This is a genomic window from uncultured Brachyspira sp. (assembly GCF_934747485.1).
Classification (GTDB): domain Bacteria; phylum Spirochaetota; class Brachyspiria; order Brachyspirales; family Brachyspiraceae; genus Brachyspira.
The window spans coordinates 1-21,562 of sequence record NZ_CAKVGN010000029.1; the positions used below are offsets into that span (position 1 = coordinate 1).

Sequence of the window (21,562 nt, forward strand, 5' to 3'; positions counted from 1 at the left end):
AATTATGATACACCTATGCTATACTTTAAGAAATTAAGGAATTCCTAACTGCAATATGTCTGGCTCCTGTGCAAATATCAAAATATCATACTTTTTTATTAATCATGATATGCTTGATATTATGTCGTTAATTTCCCTTGCTACATGAGAATCTGCTTTAAGCTCTTCTTTAATTTTTTCTCTCGCATGTATGATAGAAGCATGGTCTCTATTAAACTCCAAGCCTATTTCTGTAACAGATTTCTTAGAATATTCACAAGCTAAGTATACAGCAACATGTCTTACTTTAGCTATAAATTTAGTTCTATCTTTACTATCAAAAGCATTCATCTCTATGCCGTAATAATCTGCAACCATTTTTTTTATTTCTTTTATAGTAGCATTTTTTAATTTCGGTTTATTAGTGAAATAATCTTTGAAAATATTTAACTTATCACACTCTTCAACATTAGGAGTTATTTTCATTAAATCTCTTATAGACAAATAAGCCCTTATAGCTCCCTCAATCTTTCTAACATCGGTTGTAATATTTTCTGCCATATATTTAATTACTTCTTCATCAATGTTTGTATTTAAGTCAATTAGTTTTCTCTCTATTATGGCAAGTCTTGTTTCATACTGCGGAGGCTCAATAGATAATATCAAACTTTTTTCAAATCTGTTTTTTAATCTTGCCTCTATGTTTCTAAGTTCCTTCGGAGGCTTATCACTTACAAATACCATCTGCTTGCATGCATTATCTAAAGCTTGAAATATTTCAAACAACTCTTTAGAAGTCTCCTGAGCACTTTCTAACAATTGCAAATCATCAAGTAAAAACATGTCTAAAGATTTATATTTCTTTTTAAAATTATCAGGTCTTTTAGTTTGAAGTCCATATATATATTCATCTCTAAAACCGCTTCCGTCTATATAATGAACTTTTGCATCCGGATTGTTTTCTAAATAATAATTACCTATAGCCTGAAGTAAATGAGTCTTACCTATACCAACACTTCCATATATATAAAGCGGATTGTATTCTCTGCCGGGTTTTTCAGCAACCAATTTAGCAGCAGCAAAAACAAATTTATTATTGCTTCCCTCTATAAAATTGTCAAACTTGAAATACTCATTTAAATTAGACTTATATTTATTTTTAGTATTATCTTCTGCTACAGTTATTTCTGAAGCATTATCACTAATACTCTCTTCTTCATTATCATTGACAATATTTACATCAACTAATACTTGAACATTGATATCATGCGAACACTTATCTTTTAAATAGATTTCTATACGCTCTAAAAAATCTTTCTTTATATGATTAGCCGCAAAATCCCCAGAACAAATAATACTTACATTATGCTCATCATCAACCCTAAGAACACTGCCCTTAAGTAAAGCAACCCCAGCATATTCTCCATTTTCTGAGATTATCTCCAAAAACTCATTAAAATATTCTTTTATCTTTTCCATTTATCTATCTTTAAAAAATTAATTGTTCTTTTATCGGTATCAAATTATTATAAACTTTAATTGAAATAAATTATAATATAATAACATATAAAATATAAACCAAAACAAATAAAGAAATAAAGCCTAAGCCATATAATAAAAACTTTAAAACATTAAAATGAGATAACATTCTATATATTTGCTCTTCTTTACTATTTTCTTGATAAAAGTTTGGAGTTATATAATTATCCTTTTGAGGATTAAATACCTTAACCCTAATAGGCTGTGTTTCCTCTATAATAACACAATGCTCATCACTTAAAGCAAGTGATATCTTCGTAGAATTCTCATTAACTGTTTTATCTATAACCTCGCCTACAACCAAATATTTATTATTATTTTTTTTGGAATTAACATCTAAATATGTCATGCTTGGATAGAAAGAAGTATAATCCACTTTTACTATAATCTTATCGCCTATTTTTATATCTGCTATAGCCCTGCCAAGAATAGGAGCTACAACAAAATCTCCATCTACTATTTTATATTTTGATGTAATACTCTCTTCATTATTTGCTTCATCTTTATTTGAATCTAAATTATATTGACTTATATCTATACTGCTGCCTTCAAACTCTCTTTTAAAATCTTGCAAAAATTCAGTAACTTTATCAATATCAAGACCCTTATAGTTTACATCATATATTCCTATATTATAATCCATAGAAACATTTAAAGTATCTGAAAATATATCTATTATAGAAATAATGTCATCATTAATAGCAGCCATAGTTGTATGAACTACATTTGTTCTATTAGAAAAAATAGTATCCAAATCGCTGTTTAATTTATCTAAAGCTATATTTACTTTATAATTTAGATTATTATAAACTTCTATATATTTATAAAGCTCTAAATAATTATCATATTTATTTAATACTTCAAACAATTCATAGTTATCTGAAACTAAAACAGCTTTATTAATAAGATTAATTGTTAGTTTATCTATAAAAAATACGAAATATATATACTGATTCAAATCCGGATATTCTGCTATAAATCTTACGGCAAGAACTTCTGTTTCATCTAACACTAAATTATTATCTGATATTAAATTATTCTCTGACATAATACCCCATTTTATATAGTAGTATTTATTTTATACCTTAAAGAGTATTATATCATTAATAAACCAATACTCAAGTATAATACTATATAGTATATTAATATTTTCGGTAAAATAAAGTTTATATTATAATTTATACAAATATTATTATAGAAGATATTAAAAAATATTTATAACTTTATAAAAAAATCACAAATAAAAACTATAAAAAATAATTTAAGCTATGATACTTTACAATTTTAACTCTTTTTAGTATAATCTTAAATAAGGATAATATTATGTTTACTTATTTTGTAATCAAACGAATACTAAAAGGCATAATCATGTTTGTCATACTTATGTTTATGTCTTCTGCTATATTTAATACTGTAAGCGAAAAAACTCTAAAAGCTCAGATTGAAGAAAATATTAATGCCGAAGTACGCGGACTTAGCAATATGCGTACAGAAGATGTTGCTAATTTTATTAAAGAGAGAAGAGCCTACTATTATGATATATATTGGCTCAACAGAAGCATTGGGGAGAGAATATTTATAAGAGCAATTAACACTATCACCTTTCAATTCGGCAAATCTACTATAATGATGGATTCTAACGGCAACAGAGACGTTATAAAAATAATAGGAGAAGCATTGCCGCGTTCTATAATACTTTTTACAACAGCATCAATAATACAAATGATAATAGGCTTAATAATAGGACTTGTAAAGGCAAGAAAAGCAGGAAAACTATTCGACAGAACAACAAGTATTATCACTATGATAGTTTATGGCATGCCTACTTGGTGGCTTTCTATGATACTTATAATGATATTTGTTTATAAGTTTAATTTGTTTCCATCGGGAGGAGTTCATTCCATACCAACACCTGAAGGCATAATGTATTATTTGGATATGTTATGGCATATGGCTTTACCTATGCTCACATTAACATTAATAGGCTTTTGGGGACTTTCTTTTGTTGTGAGAAATATAGTGTTATCCACTCTTCAGGAAGATTATATAATGGCGGCTCGTGCGAGAGGAATATCAGAAAAATCTGTTCTTTTAGGGCATACTTTAAGAAGCTCAGCTCCTCCAATAGTTACAATAACTTTGTTAGGACTGCTCGGTTCTATTGCCGGCTCTATCATATTTGAAGGAATATTCTCTTGGCCGGGTTTAGGCAATCTTTATTGGATATCTGTTCAGCAAAATGATATACCTGTATTAATGGGAAATTTAGCTATTACTACTGCTCTTTATCAATTTGGTTTGGTTGTGCTTGATATATCTTACGGATTTTTAGACCCAAGAATAAAAGTTGGAGGCAAGATGTAATGAGTAATAATAATGTTAATAAAAAACTTGCTCCTCTAATAGAATTTTTTAATGAGTTTAAAAAAGATAAAACAGGAGTTGTAGGTTTATGCATACTTCTTTTGGCAATATTTGTTTCACTGTTTGAGCCATTAATACTCACATACAAAGAAGCACCAAAACGCTGGAGAGACATCACCTATTGGCAGGATAACCCAGCTTCAGCTCCTCCAGAGTGGCTTAATTTCTTCAGCAGAGAAAAATCAGCAATTACAACAGATATAAAACCTATAAGCGTAGAAACTAATTATATAGAAAATCAAGTAGTATATAAAGCAGTATTTGAATATGATTATAAATTCGATAAATCTCCAGTTGATTTAATTTTTCATGCTAATGTAGATAACTCTTCCGTATTAGTGTGGAATGTAACAAGACCAGACGGCGTTGTAATCACACTTTCAGACAGTTTACATAATACAAAAGGAGACTTAAGAATATCTGCATTTAATGATTCAAAAAATAGAATATTTAGGTTTTACAGAGAGTCGGTTCCGAGAATGCTTGCAAGACAAATAGACACCCTCACAACCAACCCAATGAAAATACTTTTTAATACAAAAAAAGATGATATGGCAAAAAATTTCTTAGCATTAAAAGGCGTTTATAAATTTGAAATAACTGCTAATTTTTCTGACGCTAATTCAAGTTTTGAAAATCCTTATATGGTGTTGGTAGGCTCAATGTCTGGGATAATGGGCACTGACAATATGAAGCGAGATATATTTTCTGGTTTAATATCAGGGCTTAAATGGGCATTATTTATAGGCATAGCTACGAGTTTTATATCGGTTATAATTGGCGTGATGTATGGAATAGTGTCTGCATATTTCGGAGGGTTTGTTGATAGCTTTATGCAGTTTGTTTATCAGATATTTATAGGTATACCGGTTTTGCCTGTAATGATAGTAATGAGTGCAATATTTAAGCCTACAATATGGACTATGATTACGATGATGATATTTTTCTCTTGGACAGGCTCTGTTATGACGGTTCGCTCTATGGCTATGCAGCTTAAAGAAGAAACCTACATTGAGGCAGCACGCACAATAGGGGCTTCGCATTTTAGAATAATATTTAATCATTTGGCACCACTGCTTTTACCGTTTTCATTTGCTTCTATGGCTTTGGCTGTGCCTTCTGCTATAGTTTATGAGTCTTCATTATCATTACTTGGTCTTGGAGATGCCACTATTGTTACATGGGGGCAGATTTTGCATGATGCTATGAAGGGGTCTGCGGTGTTATCTGGTCTTTGGTGGTGGATAATACCTCCGGGAATATTGATTGCTATATTGGGAATGTCTTTTGCATTTTTGGGTTTTGCATTAGATAAGATACTTCACCCTAAACTAAAAAGCAGATAATTATTTTATAATTAATATACACTCTTTATATAATTTATATTGCTATTGTAAAATTATTTTTTAGTGCTTATACTTATTTATATAATTATAAACAAATAAAACTGATAAACTGTATTGACTAAAAAGATTATTTATGTTAATATAGATAAACTAATAATTGATAATATTTGGAGAGATGCCCGAGAGGCCGAAGGGAGCAGTTTGCTAAACTGTCGTAGGCAACCCCTACCGCGGGTTCGAATCCCGCTCTCTCCGCATTGGAATATCTGTGATAAAAAAAATATTATTATTTACTATACTCACCATATCTCTTCTATATTCACAAGATACAAACGAAATCACTCAAACTAATGATGTAATTCAGTCAAATTATTTTAATATTCAAGAAAATACAATAATTAATACAAACAATGAACCTGCAATTCTCCAAGATATTAGAAACATAGAAAACAGAGCAAATGTAAGCACTACTTCTATGTTTATAAGAGCAATTATTGGTTTTATATTGACATTGGTTGGAATATATATTGTATTTGTATATTTAAAAAACAAAAGTAAAAAAGTATCTGGTTCTAATGAAATTATAAAAATATTAGCAACCACTGCTATAGCATCAAACAGATATGTTTCTATTATAGAAATAGCAAATGAAATATATTTAATATCTGTGTCTGACCATAATATAAATCTGCTTTCAAAAATAGAAGATAAAGAAATGAAAGACCAAATAAAAATGATGTATATAAACTCTAAAGAAAATACTGTAGAAGATAGTTTCAAAAATATATTAGACCAAACTCTAACAATTTTCAAACAGCCAAAAATGAAAAAAGAAGATGCTCTAAAAACAACATCAGATATAAGAGAAAAATTAAAATCTTTAAATGAAAACAATAAAGATAATCAATAGTATATACCCACTATACCATTCTTGTTTTTTATAAAAAATAATATATTATAAATATTAAATATCTTATTATAAAGGATTAAAGAATTATGAATAAAAATATAATAATGATTATTTCATTGATTGTAATGGCTTTTAGCATTTCTTGTAATGATTCTTATGCTGCTATAAAATGGGAAAAAGATTTAGCTTCTGCTGTAAAAAAAGCTAAAGATAAAGATTTACCTATAATGATAGATGTATATACTGATTGGTGCAGTTGGTGTAAGGAGTTAGATAAAAACACTTATGCCAACAAAGAAGTAATTGATGCCGCTAAAAAAATGGTATCTGTAAAACTTAATCCGGAAACATCTAAAGAGGGTGCTGATATAGCTCAGAAGTATGGTGTTCAAGGTTTTCCTACTATACTATTTATCAGCCATGATGGTTTTATTTTAGAAAATGTAGGCGGATATGTGGAAGGTGAAAAGTTTGTGCCGTACATGAAAAATGCTCAGGAAAAGTTAAAAAAAATAAGAATTGTTCTTGAAAGTAAAGAGCCTAGTTTAGAAAAATTAGATTTATATATGGAATCCGGCAACGAAGAAGAATCTTCAAAAATATTTAATGCTTTATTAGAAAAAAAAGCTATATCAGAGGATGCCATGGCTAAATATATGTTAGGCTTTGGTTTAATGAGAGCCCAAAAAAATGATTATGATACAGCTAATTCTTATTTTGACAGAATTATAAAAGAGTATCCAAAATCTCAGGAAGTTTATATAGCACATTATTATAAAGCTGTAACAATGGTGTTGGCAGGAGAAAAGGAAGAGCCTAAAAAATATTTAGAAAAATTATTAGACGACCCTAAAATACCAGAAGACATGAAAGTACAATACAACACATTATTATCATATATAAACGAAAATTGATAGTATATTAAAAATTTTGTGTTTCTGGGGCTTTTCCCCCTGCGAAGCGTGCCCGTAGGGTAAGACCCCACTTCTTTTACGACCGTAGGAAGTGCCTTCGGTATTGGCATAAAAGAAGCAAAAGAACTATATTTTTAGATATTTTATCTTATCACTAAAGTATAGTACTGAAAACAATAAAGAAAATTGATAAAAGACTTGTTTCAAAACTAAATTAATAAATAGTTATACTGTTTATTTTTTTAGTATTTTAAATTTATAATTGGGGCTTTGCCCCAAACCCCAGTTCTTTTATTGGTATAAAAGAACCAAAAGAACTGCATTTTTATATACTAAAATAATTAATGATACAACATGTAAAACACAATTTTATAACTAAAATTATGTTGAAAATTACACAACTAATTTTGTCAAGTACTTTTGAAACAAGTCTAAACTTAAAAATTCTTAGTACAAATAAAAAAGAGGTATAGCAAAAACTATATCTCTTTTTTATTTTAAAATTAATTAATAAATGACTTTTAAGAAAGCTCATGAATATTAACTGCTTCAAACTCTTTTAATACATCTCTTATAAAAACATCTTTCGTAAAAATAACTATAGGTATATTATAATCCTTTGAATATTCAACTATAAACTTTAATGCCTCTAATATTCTATTATTGTCAAAAGTGATAAAAGGGTCATCAAGTAAAATTAATCTGCCTTGCTTGTGTATTTTTGTGAGTATTGAAAGACGCATTGCTATATAAACAGCATCTCTCGTAGCAGAAGATAAAAACTCTATATTCCTTTTTTCATTTTGCTTATCTAAAACTATTATTTTATTTTTATCAAAACCCGACATTGTTATACCGTCATCATGCAGATTTTTGCCCGTAATATGATTATATAAAACTTTAGCTTCATTAGATAATGATTCAAACACATTATCATTTTTCTGATTTATATTGGATAAAATATCTTCAAGTAATTGTAAGGCTTTTTTTCTTTTATTTATATTTGTAATCTCATCATCTAATTTAGATAAATCGCTCTCAAAATTAACTATAGTATTATGTATATTATCAAAGTTATTAAGCTCTCCGCTTGTATAGGATATTTCTTTTTCTATTTTATTTATATTTTCTTTTATTAGTTCGATTTCTTTTTCTAAACCTTTTAATTGATTTTCTAATCCTCTAAACTCAGCCTCATTAAAATCATCATAGCCTATAGTTTCTAATTCTTTTATAATCCTATTACAATCAGCTTCAAGCATGTTAATATCTTTTAGAGAATTCTTTTTAGCTTCTTGCATAAGTTTATTATAAAGCTCACTTGTCTCTTTATATAAAGCATCATAATCTCTTTTTATAGAATAGTAATGCTCTATATTTTTGGCATTGAGTTTATTTAAGAGATTTTCTAATTTTGAGTTTTCCTCTTCAGAACTTTTTTTAACTATTTCTAATTCTTCTAAATATTTATCAATCTCTTCATTATCTTTACTATTAATTATTAATTCTATTTTTGCCAATTCCTTATTTAATAAATCTCTCAAATAATTGTAATCATTAACATCATTTATATTTAATTCCGGCAAAGTGTCTAAAATATCTTTTATAATTTTTGTATTAGCATTTTCTTTTATAAACAAAAATGGCAAAGAAGGAAGTATTACAACAAGCCAAAATGCATTCTTAAAATAAACACTAAGAAGTATAGATATAAACGCAACAACTAATATAAAAACAAATTTAGGAACTTTTTTATCTTTGTTTACTACCTCATCTATCTTTTTTATTGCATTTTCTATTCTTATTTTTATGCTGTCATAATCAATAGATTTTCTCTCTTCTATATTTTTTTTAAGACTCTCTATTTTTCCATTTAAATAAGACTCTTTATTTTTTAATTCATCAATATTGTTTGTAATAGATTTTATTTCATTAGAATAATCATTTTGAAGTATTTTATTTTCACTTAAAAAATTATTCTTCTTATAAAAATTATTTATTAGAGAAAGTAAATCCAATTTATAATTTTTTAATTGTGCCTTCTTTTTTAAATCAAATGTTTTAAATATTTCATCATGCTCTTTAATTTTCTCTCTCATAAGATTAGCATTAAAATTAAGCTTATCATTTAATTCTTTTATCTTTTCTTTTTTAGAGCTTTCATTATTTATTTTATCATATAGTATATTTAATTCTTCTTTTATACTATTTTTTTTATTTTCCATTAAATTAATTTGATATGGAATAGACGATTGAGCCCTTCCGCTATATTCTGCCCTAATTTCTGAAATCATCTTTCCTATATCAATATCAGAAGAGAATAATTTTTTCTTTATTTCGCTCTCCCACTCTTTTGAATCTTTTTTATTATCAGACATATTAAATATTATTTCGCTTTGTCTTATGGCATACAAATTATTATAAGAATCTGGGTGAAGTTTGATACTATCATCAATTGCAGGCACACTCTCTACATCAATCTCATCACCATACCTATTTTTTATCATTTTTGAAAAACCTAAACTCTTTTTATTTTCAGAAAATAAATACATAAGTGAATCAAATATAGTAGTCTTTCCAGATTCATTTGCCCCATAAAATAAAGTAATAAAATCTGATATCTCAAAACTTTTATTTTTAAACTTTCCAAAATTATTTAGTTTCAAAAGCATAAACAAAACCCATTATTTTTTATTGTAAAGCATTATATATTTTTTCTATTCCCAAACGTTTAGCAAGCTCTAATATTTCTAAATTATCCTTATTGTTAATATCAAACTCATAACTATTTACAACATCCAAAAACTCTTTAATTATTCTTTCGTTGTAGGCATTCTCCAAAAAATATAATTGACTGTTTTTCAAATTAATATCTCTTACATTTTTTGAATATTTATTTATTATAGACTTCTTAGTTTTTTCAAGCTCATTTTCATCTTCTATTATGCCATAAATATTAATGGTTATAATATCATTTTTTTTCCAATTAACAGATAAACTCTCTATCTTTGTTTCAATATCATAACTATTACATTCATAAACTCTATACTCTCCAGCAGATTCTATATTGATATACTCTTTTTTTATTTTGTTATTTTTTATCTCTAAACCTAAACATCTTCTAATTCCAATTTCTGCTTTGCTTCTCCTCCAAACTCTTGAAGAGCCCGGATAAACTATTTCAATATTTTCTATTCTTGTATCCATCTGTTTATGAATATGCCCTACTATGGCTAAATCAACATTAGACTTTTTTATTATATCAATAGGTATACTTGCAGATGCCTCATTTTCTTCTATAGCCCATAAAGTACCCTCTACTATGCCATGTGCTAAAAGTATTCTCTTTTCATTTTTAAGACTATCAACCAACTCTAAAAACTCATTATTTACAGAATATTTATCATTATAAGGCAATGCAATTATATCCAAATCATCTATACTAAAAGTACTTATCTCTTCTAATACTGTAATATTGTTTGGAAAATTTAATTGACTTAAAGTAATTCCTTTAGATTTTAAATTTTCATGATTACCTTTAAGAAGATATATTTTGTTTTCTTTTACTATATTTATAAACTCTTCTTTAAGCTCTTTCAAATCTTCAAATGTATCAAAAGTATCCCCAAGCAAAACTAAAGCATTATAATCTTTTGATATTTCTACTATTTCTCTAAGCACATTAAAAGAATATTCTCTCTCTGAAACGCTTAAATGCAAATCTGAAGCTATTAATAATTTTGGCATAATTTTTATTTTCTCTGAAGTATATATATTATTTTTTGTATTATAGATTATATATATTAATTAATCAAGAATTGAAATTTAATTATTATGGTAGTATTATAATGAGCATAATTTTTGTAATTTTATAAAATAAAGGTTTTAATAATAATGGACAAAGAATACGCTAAACATCTAATGAGTATATACAAAGATAAAATACTTCATGAGCGAATGAAAAGAAGACTTGAATATTTCGAGAGAGTTTATAAAAGAGAAAATGATAAAAGGTTATTTGCAGAATTAGCCTTTTGTATATGCACTCCTCAAACCAAAGCAAGAAGCGGGGCTGCTGCTATAATAGACCTTTATAATCATAATTTACTTTTTAAGGGTTCTGAAGAGAGTATTGCTAATATATTAATAAAGCATGTGCGTTTTCACAACATGAAGGCGAGAAATATAGTTCTTGCAAGGAAGTTATATTTTCCAAAAGAGAAATTTATATTGAGAGAGAGAATTGATGATGCTATAAAAAATGATTCTATTGTGAGTTTGAGAAATGAATTAGCAAAAGAAGTTAAAGGATATGGACTTAAAGAGGCTAGCCATTTTTTGAGAAATATTGGATTTGGGCAAAAGATTGCAATACTTGACAGGCACATAATGAGAGTAATGAGCAAATTAGATATACTTCCAGAATCTATGACACCAAAAACAAGCTTAACTAAAAATAATTATATGAGCTGCGAAGCGAATTTAGTAGAATACTCAAAAAAAGAAAAAATACCAATGGAATATTTAGATTTCGTATTTTGGTATGACGCCACTAACGACATATTTAAATAATATTTATACTAAAAATTTTAGATTTTGTAAAAAATGTATGTTTCATATATAAAATAATTAGTATAATTTAATATTATTTTTTGCACTTTTTGGTTCTTTTTGCTGCGGGAAAAAGAACAATAAAAAATAACAAAATAAAATTATTATAATTAACTTTTTACATATTTATGAGAGCCTTCTTAGCATTAAATATTGATGAAAATATAAAAAATAAATACCATAACCTTTTACTAAAAAAGATAGACGATAATATAGCAGAAGTAAAATTTGTAAATAAAAATAAAATGCATATCACATTAGTTTTTTTTGAAAATATAAAAGAAAGCGATATAGAAAAAATAAAATCATCATTAGAAAAAACAAGCAGTGTAATAAAGCCTTTTAATGTATTGTTTGAAAAACTCTCATATTTCACAAATAAGTTTAATGATATAAACGTTTTGTTTGTAAAAGCAAATTGCAAAGAATTAGATGAATATGTAAAGCATTTAAGAGATAATATTAATATAAAATATGACAAAAAAGATTTTAAATCGCATCTCACATTGGCAAGAGTAAAAAAAGTTTATGATAATGATAAATTAAAAGAGATAATAAATAATATTAGTTTTGAAAAGAGCAGTTTTTTAGCGAACTCTATCACACTTTATGAAAGCGACTTTGTTAATTACAGAGAAATATTCACAGTAACGTTTTGAATATATTGAAACAACTATTTTTATCATATAATTTTTTATTCAACTTTTTCCCGCCGCAAAAAGTTGCAAAAAGTGCAAGTGTTTTAGTTTTACATATAATATAATTATTGCAAATTAACCAATATTAACTTCCGCAGTAGGTAAGTCTATTAAACCGTATCTGCTGTCAACAGAACCAATACTCATAAATAATGTTAAATACCCAACACGTCCAATAAACATTAATGCTATCACTATAATTTTGCTCCACACAGAAAGACTAGCCGTAATACCAAGCGAAAGCCCAACTGTAGATATAGCAGATACCGTTTCAAATATTACAGGCATCATAGCTTTATGCCCATCAATATAAAATATAAGCAATGCCCCAAAAACAGATATAGCAATAGCCAAAGTAAATATAGCAATTGATTTATTAACGGCATCGTCTTTAATCTTTCTTCCCTTTACAATAATAAAAGGTCTGTTTGTAATAGCCGTAATAATTGAAGCTATAAATACAAAAAAAGTTGTAGTCTTAACCCCGCCTCCTGTACTGCTTGGAGAAGCACCTATAAACATAAGAAATATTACAACCCCAATCGTAACACCATTCATAGAATTATAAGCAATAGTTTCAAATCCTGCCGTTCTCGTACTTACGCTTTGAAATATTGAAGCTAAAATCTTTTCTTTTAAAGGCATTCCTTCTAAAGCATTAGAATATTCATTGAAAAATATAAATAAAGTTCCAAACAACAAAAGAAAAGCACTTGTAAACAAAATAATTATTGTCTGCACATCCATAACATATCTTTTGCCCTTAATCTTGCTAATAATAGCAGTATATATACTCACAAATACAGGATATCCTATTCCTCCAAGCACTATTAACAAACTCACAGTGATACTTAAAACAGCATTATCAGAAAATCTGTGAAGACTGTCAGTATATAAAGCAAATCCGGCATTACAAAAAGCACTTATAGAGTGAAACAAAGAATAAAATATCCTCTCCCCTATTCTATTATTATCCATAACAGTAAAAAGCAATATTGCCCCAATTAACTCAACTAAAAAAGTAGCCAAAAATATAGCCTTTACAGTAGAGCGTATAATATCTTTATTTTTTGTGTTAAACATTTCAAGCGTTCTTATTCTGTCTTGCACACTTCCTTTATTAATAGAAAATAAAATCACTATTGCAGATATGGACATTATTCCAAGCCCGCCAATCTGTATTAATATTAAAACAACAATCTGCCCAAAAAAAGTAAACTCTTTAGAAATATCTATTACACTTAAACCCGTAACACATACGGCACTTGTTGCAGTAAACAAGGCATCAATAAAAGGAAGTCTTCCGCTAATTGTGCTTAATGGCAAATATAAAAGTAATGCACCTAATGTAATTATAAAAATAAATGATGCTATAATCATCTGATAGAGAGTAAACTTTGAGTATGATAATCTAAGCCAATTTATTACTATTATTAAAAAAAACAGTATAGAACCTGCTATAGTCCATATAATTCTATTAGCATATATGCCATAATATTTTCTGCTGAAGAAATTAAGAAGCAAAAGCCCTATAATCTGTATTATAGGAACTATTATGTATAATTTTCTCGGTGCTATTCTTATTTGGTCTATCAAAATGATAATAAAACAAACTGTAATAATGTTTATTATTTTATCATAATAATGTATATAAAAATTATAAACAGTAATTTGTCTTACTTGCATTAAAAGAACAAATATTGCAAATATAGAACCTGCTATTGCAATTAAATTTGAAAGCCTTCTTAAAATTTCATCTAATGATTGAAGTATAGACTTCTTTTTGTTATTAAATATATCATTCAAAATATCTTTTCTCATATAAATAATATCCTAACACATTATCTTATTTTAATATATAATATACTATAAGTAAATAGTTAAACATATTTTTAATGCATATAAAAAACATCTTATAACTTATTTATATATTAATTTTTTCCTTGAAAATATTTTTATATGTATTATAATAAAAAACTATAATTTTATTTTTTAGTTAGGGACAGTATAATGGATAATTTAGATTCGATTCGAGAGCTTTTCGAGCAAAATATATCAAATGCAAAAAATCAATTGGAAATAGACGAGATAAGGATTAATTTTTTAGGACGAAAAGGTAAAATTACAGAACTTCTAAAAAATATGTCTTCTATAGAAAGTATTGAAGAGAAAAAAGAATTCGGTAAAAAAATAAATGAGCTTAAATTTTATTGTGAAAACACATTAACAGAAAAGAAAAAATTATTAGCAGATAAAGAATTTTTAGAATCTTTAGAAAAAAATAAAATAGATATAACAATGCCCGGAAGAAGACCTAAATCTGCAAGCGTTAACTTACTTACTAAAGTAGAAGAAGAAATTGTAGGTATATTAACAGAAATAGGCTTTAGAGTTGTAGAAGGCAACGAGATAGAAGATGATTTTCACAATTTTGAAGCTTTAAATATACCATCTTATCACCCTGCAAGAGACAGTCATGATTCATTTTTTGTATCTAAAGAGCATGTATTAAGAACTCATACTTCCGGCATGCAAATAAGAACTATGATGGAAACCGAGCCTCCTATAGCGGTTGTTTCACCTGGTAAATGTGCAAGAAGAGATGCTATAGATTCAAAGCACTCTCCTATATTTCATCAAATAGAGGGGCTTTTAGTTGATAAAAATGTAAGTTTTAATGATTTAAAAGGAATATTGGAATTATTTTGTAAGAAGATGTTTGGAGATAAGACTCAAATTAGATTAAGACCAGATTTCTTTCCTTTTGTTGAGCCGGGTGCTGATTTGAGTGCTACTTGTGTTATATGCGGAGGTAAAGGATGTAAAACTTGCGGAGGCGAGGGCTGGCTTGAGCTTATGGGTGCTGGTATGATTCACCCTAATGTATTTAAGCATGTGGGCTATGATGCCAACAAATATACTGGTTTTGCTTTTGGTATGGGTATTGAAAGAGTTGCTATGATTAAATATGGCATTACAGACATTAGAATGTTTTATGATAATGATATAGATTTCTTAAAACAATGGTAAATTATTAGTTGAGGTTATTATAATTATGAGAATTCCTTTGAGTTGGTTAAAAGAATTTGTTAATTTAGATGGTTTAGAGGTAGAAGAGATTGCAAGAAATATAACTCTTTCCGGAAGCGAGATTTCTTCTATAGAAACTACCGGCGGAGATATACCGGGGGTTATAATAGGTAAAGTTTTGACTGTACATAAACACCCCGACGCTGATAAATTAAGTGTATGTAAAGTTAATGTTGGTGATGATGTACTTTCTATAGTATGCGGTGCACCTAATGTGAGAGAAAATATATATGTTCCTGTTGCTATGATAGGAGCTAAACTTCCAAACGGACTTACTATAAAAAAAGCTTCTATAAGAGGCTTTGAAAGCAGCGGAATGCTCTGTTCTAGGACAGAATTAGGATATGAAGAAATTGAAGGCGTTTACGGTATTTGGATATTAGATGACCATATAGATAAATTAAACATAGAAGATAAAGATAGTATTTTAGGAAACTCCCTTTCAACAATTGTAGGCTCTACAGACCATATATTTAATGTAGAAATTACAGCAAACAGAGGTGATTTGGTTAGTATTATAGGTTTTGCACGTGAATGTTCTTTGGTATTAGAAAAAAGAGTGAGCATACCTTCTGTAAATACTTATGATGCTACAGGCGGAAATATTGATATTACAGTAGAAAATCAAAACTCTTGCTATAAATATGTTGGAAGGCTTATAAACAATATAACTGTTGGACATTCTCCAGATTGGATGCAAAACAGACTTAAAAAATGCGGTATTAACCCTATAAACAACATAGTAGATATTACAAATTATGTTATGCTTGAATATGGTCAGCCTCTTCACGCTTATGACTTTGATAAAGTAAAAGATGGAAAAATTATAGTAAGAAACGCTAAAAATGATGAAAAAATCACACTTTTAGACGGCAGAGAAATTAATCTTACAGATGAAGTTTTGGTTATTGCTGACAGTGAAAAGCCTATAGGTGTGGCCGGAGTTATGGGCGGAGACAGCACTAAAATAGAAGAAACTACTAAAAACATCTTAATAGAAAGTGCTTATTTTGACCATATTGCCGTAAAAAAATCTACCATAGCTACTAATACAAAAACTGATGCTTCATATAGATTTGAAAGAGAAATTGACCATACCCTCACTTTAGCAGCATTAAACAGAGCTGTAGATTTAATAGTAACATTAGATAATAATGCTAAAATAGTATCAAAAGCTAAAGAAGTAAATGTAAAACAATTTGAAGCTACAAGAATAGTATTTGACTGCGGACTTGTAAAAAGATATTTGGGTCTTGATATGAACAAAATGCAAGTATCTTCTATATTTAAGAGATACGGCTTTAATGCATCTGCTTTGGGTGAGAATAATTTGAAAGTAGATATTCCTTTTTATAGACATGACCTTACAATAGCAGAAGACCTTATAGAAGAGATAGCACGCGTTTATGGTTATAATAACCTTGATTCTAATGTGCCTCATATTAAATGTAACCCTATTAAAACAGATTATGCTGATATAAGTTTTGTTAAGCATAGAATGGCTTCTTATGGACTTTATGAAACTAAACAGTATTCTCTTGGCGACAGCAAAATGTTTAAAAATATAGGTTTTAAAGATGAAGAGTTAATTAGTGTTGTAAACCCTCTAACAAGTGAAATGGACGTTTTAAGATCTACTACATTGGTTTCGCTTCTTAACAGCATTGCATACAATCAAAATCATAGACATAAAAATGGTGCTTTATTTGAAGTTGGAAATATATTCTACAAAGAAAATGATAAGTTTGTAGAAGAGAAGCATTTATCTGCTGTTATGTTTGGGCTTTATCAAGAAAAATTATGGAATAAAGAATCAAGAGCTTATGACTTCTTTGATATGAGCGGTGTTGTAGAAGAGCTTATTACAAAGGATTTAAAAAGCACTGATTATAACCTTATACCTAAAGAGCATGATTGGTTTATACCTACTATGTCTGCTGATATAGTGATATTTGGTGAAAAAATAGGTATTATCGGAATAATTCACCCTAAAATATTATCTCTATTTGATATTAACACTGAAGTTTATTTTACTGATATTAATATAAGATATGCCGTTGAGCTTATCAAAAAAAGAGTAAAAAAACAGCAGCTAAAAGATATAGGTAAATATCCTGCTGTATTTAGAGATTTAGCATTAGTTTGCGATAGAAACATTGAGTTTAGTAAAGTGATAAAATCTATTTCTAAGTTTAATGATATTATACAAAATGTTGATGTGGTAGACAGATATGTTGGAGAGCAGGTAAAAGAAGGCAAGCAATCTATAGCAATATCTATAACTTATTATGACCCTAACAAAACCTTAAGGGAAGAAGATATTAATTCTGTAGAGAGTTCATTGCTTGAAATGCTTAAAACAAGATTTAGTATAGAATTGCGTTCATAAAAAAGTAGGAGATTATATACTATGAAATATGATGTTATATCTTGGGAAAATATTGATGAGGCTATTGAGGTTTTAGCTAAGCAAATAGAAGAGTCAAAAATAAAATATGAAGTAATTTATGGGCTTGCTCGAGGTGGGTTAGTACCTGCTGTTATGCTTTCTCATAGATTAAAAGTGCCTATGGTTCTTAATATGGAAGAGGTGTGGAGATTAAAAGTAAAAGATAAATCTGTTTTAATTGTAGATGACATATCTGATACAGGTGAAACCTTAAAATATTTTGACGACCAAAAATTTGATATAGCTACTTTATTTATTAGAGAGCATACTAGCAAAATAAGACCGAAATATATATACAGAAGCATAAATCACGATGATTGGTTATTATTTCCTTGGGAGACAAAATCATCTAGTAAATAACAAGTATGAATAAATATGATGATGAAACTTTCTTTCGCAAGTATAGTGAAATGAATAGGTCAAAATATGGCTTAGAATATGCAGGTGAATGGGAATCTTTTAAAAAACTTTTGCCTAAACTAGAAAATAAAACTATTTTAGATTTGGGCTGTGGTTATGGCTGGCATTTAATATATGCTGCTAAGAAAAATGTTAAGTTTGCTGTTGGAATAGATATTTCTAAAAAAATGCTTGAAGTAGCTAAAGAAAAAACTAAAAACTTGAACAATATAGAATTAATATTATCTTCTATAGAAAAATTAAAATATATAAAGTCATTAAAAAATAAAAAATTTGATATAGTATTAAGTTCTCTTGCTCTACATTACATAAAAGATTTTGATAAAACAGTAAAAGATATTAAGCTTTATTTAAATGATAATTCTTATTTTTTGTTTTCAGTAGAACACCCTATTTTTACAGCAGAAGGAAGTGAAGATTGGATTTATGATTCAAATGGTGAAATAAAACATTTTCCTATTGATAATTATTTTTATGAAGGTAAAAGAGAAACAAACTTTTTAGATGAAAAAGTTTTAAAATATCATAGAACATTAACTACCTATATAAATACATTAATAAAAAATGGATTTGTAATAAAAAATATTATAGAACCTACACCAAATACAAAATTATTGAAAACAGATAAATCAATGCAAAATGAATTAAGACGCCCTATGATGCTAATAATAAAATCAAAATATATTCCTAAATACTAAAATATTTCTGCAGTAAAAATATACAAAAATAAATATAATATTTTTTTTTAATTTTAGCTATTGACATTATTTCTAATTATATTAATATTAGTTTCCAAATAAAAATGACATGTATGTCGTTTTTATTAACTATATTTAATGAGGTGAACACAAAAAAATCAAAATGCCAAAGGTAGATGAAGAATATTTTGAAAACAAGAGGAAAATAATATTAAATGCGGCTATGAGAGTTTTTCAGAGAAAGCCTGCTTATAGCGTTACAATGAAAGATATTGTTAATGAGTCGGGTTTAAGTCAAGGAGGTGTTTACAAGTATTATTCAAATATAGATGAAATTGTTGTGGCTTTACTTAATACTATTACTGTACCTGTAAAACCAAAAGAACTTATAGATAAGTATAGTAATGACCCTGAAAAGGCTATATTTGAATTATTTAATGCTTTTAGAAAGTTTTTCTTCATAACGGCAAAAGAATTTGGAAAAATAATGTTTGAATTGCAGCCTATGTTTTTCAACAATATGGAGAGATTAAAAATATTAAAAGATAATATCAACAAAGACATTATATTAAATTATTGGTTTAGTGAATTATTAATATTTATAGATAAAAAAATAGATGAAAAATATTTTACTCCTGTATTGAAGGCACATGACATTTATATGCAGATTATAGTTGCCGTTGGCGGAATAGGCAATGAATTAATATTAAACAAGTATTACAACTTAGACAGAAAGCTTTATTATTACAAGGGGGAAAAGAGAAAAAATAAAAATTTAGAAGTTAATTTAGATGGTTTAATTGATACATTATATAAAACATTATTGCTTTTACTTGGAAGTAAAAATGTATATAAATATGGTTTTATAAATGAGGAAAAATTAGTAAATGAGTAGATTTATGGGTATAATAAGGAGTATTAATGAGAATAAAGTTATTATTAATATTATTTAGTATAAATATAATAAATATAGCATATGGTCAAACTACTAATACATTAAGTTATGCAAAATACATGGAAAATATTAGAGATTTGATACCAGAATTAAAGATAAATGCCGTAACAGAAACGAATGCTGAAATGAATTTACTTAGTGCCAAATCCAGCGGAGATGTTAATTTATCTGCACAAGTTGGAGCAGTTGGTAAATACGGCAACTTATCATCAGGATACTCTGATGCTACTTTAAGCCCATCTATTGGTGCTACAGGTATTCAAGCAGGCATTGGACTTGGAAGCTTAATACCATATACAGGCACAAAATGGTCTGTTAATCTAACGCACAACTCTTTTCTCACAGGAGATTTAGTTTCCCCTGATGGTACAAAAACAAAATTTCAAAATTATCAGCCGTCATTAACATTAGAAGTAACTCAGCCTATTTTAAGAAATTTCTTTGGGGCATTAGACAGATACCCAATAAAAGATGCTGAGTATGCATTAAACATAGCAAAACTTCAAAGAAGATTAGATGATGCAAGTGTTTTAGTAGCTTATCAAAAAATATATTATCAATGGATAATGTATGAAAAACTATTAGAATATTATAGAAATATGTACATCACAGCAAGAAGATTTGAAAATCAGATGAGAGACAGATACAATAACGGACTTATAGATAATGACTCTTATCAAAATGCAAGAACACAAACTATGCTTTATAGCGATTATTATGCACAAAATAAAATTGCTTTAGATACACTATTAACTACTATAAGTTTCTTCTTCCCTGTAACTAACCTTAAACCAGACCATACCACTTGGGATTCTTATTTAGACTTAGGAAGCAATATGACTATGGAAACTGTTGCTTTTGCTGATAGTGTTAATGGACAAATTGCATATCAATCAAAGATTAGAGCAGAATATGCTTTATCTGCTATGAAAAATGGTACTTTGCCAAATTTAGATATAGTAGGAAGCGTAAATTTAAATGGAATAAGTCCTAATACTTCTGGTTATTTTAATTCATTTGGAAGCATGACTAATGTTGACTTTTTTGCTGGCGTACAGTTCTCTTACCCTATTGGAAACAGAGCTAATGAGGCACAATACAAAATGGCTGAAAACTCTTTATATGGAATAATAGCTCAATATGATATGCTTGAAAAAGACTACAACACACAGCTGCAAGGATATATTTATAAATTTGAAACATATAAAAATTTAATGAATAGCAAAAGAGCACAAATCAGAGCAATAAACTCAAGAATAGCCACACAGCTTCAAAAACTTGATCAAGGACGTTTGGAAATTGACGATTTGCTTACTTCAAGATTAGATTTGGTAGCAACGCAAACGGAATTATTAAACTTACAATATGAGTTTATTACAACCATATTTGACTATAGAGCATTACTTGCTATAGATTATGAATAAATATTTTTTATAATATTTTATTTATGTGAGCAACTTTTTAAGGATTTAGAAATAATAAATATTTATTTAATAAGATTAATTAGCAAAAAACTTAAACTTATTAAA

17 protein-coding genes and 1 tRNA gene are annotated in these 21,562 nt (G+C 27.8%); 13 read left to right on the forward strand and 5 right to left on the reverse strand.

Going from position 1 to position 21,562, the window contains the following annotated elements; translation table 11 throughout:
- Positions 1–102 precede the first annotated feature (102 nt).
- A complete protein-coding gene (gene dnaA, locus Q0H31_RS06765) occupies positions 103–1,458 on the reverse strand; it encodes a chromosomal replication initiator protein DnaA (protein ID WP_295296637.1) in 1,356 nt (451 codons plus the stop codon).
- A gap of 70 nt (positions 1,459–1,528) precedes the next feature.
- Positions 1,529–2,566, reverse strand: a complete 1,038-nt coding sequence (locus Q0H31_RS06770; RefSeq protein ID WP_295296639.1) for a hypothetical protein — start codon at positions 2,564–2,566, stop codon at positions 1,529–1,531.
- A gap of 275 nt (positions 2,567–2,841) precedes the next feature.
- On the opposite strand from Q0H31_RS06770, the gene Q0H31_RS06775 reads away from it, so the two are divergent.
- The 5 genes from Q0H31_RS06775 (at position 2,842) to Q0H31_RS06795 (ending at position 7,112) form a co-directional block, all read left to right on the forward strand.
- Entirely contained in the window at positions 2,842–3,882 is a 1,041-nt protein-coding gene (locus Q0H31_RS06775) for an ABC transporter permease (protein WP_295296641.1), read from the forward strand.
- Entirely contained in the window at positions 3,882–5,288 is a 1,407-nt protein-coding gene (locus Q0H31_RS06780; protein ID WP_295296643.1) for an ABC transporter permease, read from the forward strand. Before Q0H31_RS06775 ends, Q0H31_RS06780 begins: the two co-directional genes overlap by 1 nt.
- A gap of 169 nt (positions 5,289–5,457) precedes the next feature.
- Positions 5,458–5,543, forward strand: a tRNA-Ser gene (locus Q0H31_RS06785).
- A 13-nt stretch (positions 5,544–5,556) separates the two neighbouring features.
- A complete protein-coding gene (locus tag Q0H31_RS06790; RefSeq protein ID WP_295296645.1) occupies positions 5,557–6,198 on the forward strand; it encodes a flagellar biosynthetic protein FliO in 642 nt (213 codons plus the stop codon).
- 86 nt (positions 6,199–6,284) lie between these two features.
- Positions 6,285–7,112 carry a thioredoxin fold domain-containing protein gene (locus Q0H31_RS06795; protein WP_295296647.1) on the forward strand — a complete coding sequence of 276 codons (828 nt, stop codon included), beginning with the start codon at positions 6,285–6,287 and terminating at the stop codon, positions 7,110–7,112.
- Positions 7,113–7,633: 521 nt separating this feature from the next.
- Here Q0H31_RS06795 and Q0H31_RS06800 read toward each other — a convergent pair.
- Together Q0H31_RS06800 and Q0H31_RS06805 are read right to left on the reverse strand one after the other, a co-directional pair.
- Positions 7,634–9,784: an ATP-binding protein gene (locus Q0H31_RS06800; protein ID WP_295296649.1), complete on the reverse strand. Its 2,151-nt coding sequence runs from the start codon at positions 9,782–9,784 to the stop codon at positions 7,634–7,636.
- A gap of 19 nt (positions 9,785–9,803) precedes the next feature.
- The gene (locus Q0H31_RS06805) at positions 9,804–10,859 is read right to left on the reverse strand and encodes a metallophosphoesterase (protein WP_295296651.1); all 1,056 of its coding nucleotides are present in this window, start codon (positions 10,857–10,859) and stop codon (positions 9,804–9,806) included.
- A gap of 147 nt (positions 10,860–11,006) precedes the next feature.
- Between Q0H31_RS06805 and Q0H31_RS06810 the strand changes: the two genes are divergently transcribed.
- On the forward strand, positions 11,007–11,684 hold the full coding sequence (locus Q0H31_RS06810; protein WP_295296653.1) for a transcriptional regulator: 678 nt from the start codon (positions 11,007–11,009) through the stop codon (positions 11,682–11,684).
- Positions 11,685–11,851: 167 nt separating this feature from the next.
- On the forward strand, positions 11,852–12,382 hold the full coding sequence (gene thpR / locus Q0H31_RS06815) for an RNA 2',3'-cyclic phosphodiesterase (protein ID WP_295296655.1): 531 nt from the start codon (positions 11,852–11,854) through the stop codon (positions 12,380–12,382).
- 114 nt (positions 12,383–12,496) lie between these two features.
- Here the strand turns inward: thpR and Q0H31_RS06820 are convergent, their stop codons facing one another.
- Positions 12,497–14,242, reverse strand: a complete 1,746-nt coding sequence (locus Q0H31_RS06820; RefSeq protein ID WP_295296657.1) for a TrkH family potassium uptake protein — start codon at positions 14,240–14,242, stop codon at positions 12,497–12,499.
- Between the two features lie 189 nt (positions 14,243–14,431).
- On the opposite strand from Q0H31_RS06820, the gene pheS reads away from it, so the two are divergent.
- The 6 genes from pheS to Q0H31_RS06850 all read left to right on the forward strand — a co-directional run bounded on the left by pheS (position 14,432) and on the right by Q0H31_RS06850 (position 21,457).
- A complete protein-coding gene (gene pheS / locus Q0H31_RS06825) occupies positions 14,432–15,451 on the forward strand; it encodes a phenylalanine--tRNA ligase subunit alpha (protein ID WP_013244754.1) in 1,020 nt (339 codons plus the stop codon).
- Between the two features lie 25 nt (positions 15,452–15,476).
- On the forward strand, positions 15,477–17,900 hold the full coding sequence (pheT, locus tag Q0H31_RS06830) for a phenylalanine--tRNA ligase subunit beta (RefSeq protein WP_295296658.1): 2,424 nt from the start codon (positions 15,477–15,479) through the stop codon (positions 17,898–17,900).
- Positions 17,901–17,921: 21 nt separating this feature from the next.
- On the forward strand, positions 17,922–18,320 hold the full coding sequence (locus Q0H31_RS06835; protein ID WP_295296660.1) for a phosphoribosyltransferase: 399 nt from the start codon (positions 17,922–17,924) through the stop codon (positions 18,318–18,320).
- A 5-nt stretch (positions 18,321–18,325) separates the two neighbouring features.
- Positions 18,326–19,078 carry a class I SAM-dependent methyltransferase gene (locus Q0H31_RS06840; protein WP_157145622.1) on the forward strand — a complete coding sequence of 251 codons (753 nt, stop codon included), beginning with the start codon at positions 18,326–18,328 and terminating at the stop codon, positions 19,076–19,078.
- A 163-nt stretch (positions 19,079–19,241) separates the two neighbouring features.
- Positions 19,242–19,973 (forward strand): TetR/AcrR family transcriptional regulator, encoded by a 732-nt coding sequence (locus Q0H31_RS06845; protein ID WP_295296663.1) that lies wholly within the window; start codon positions 19,242–19,244, stop codon positions 19,971–19,973.
- A gap of 26 nt (positions 19,974–19,999) precedes the next feature.
- Entirely contained in the window at positions 20,000–21,457 is a 1,458-nt protein-coding gene (locus tag Q0H31_RS06850; protein WP_295296665.1) for a TolC family protein, read from the forward strand.
- The last annotated feature ends 105 nt before the right edge of the window (positions 21,458–21,562 follow it).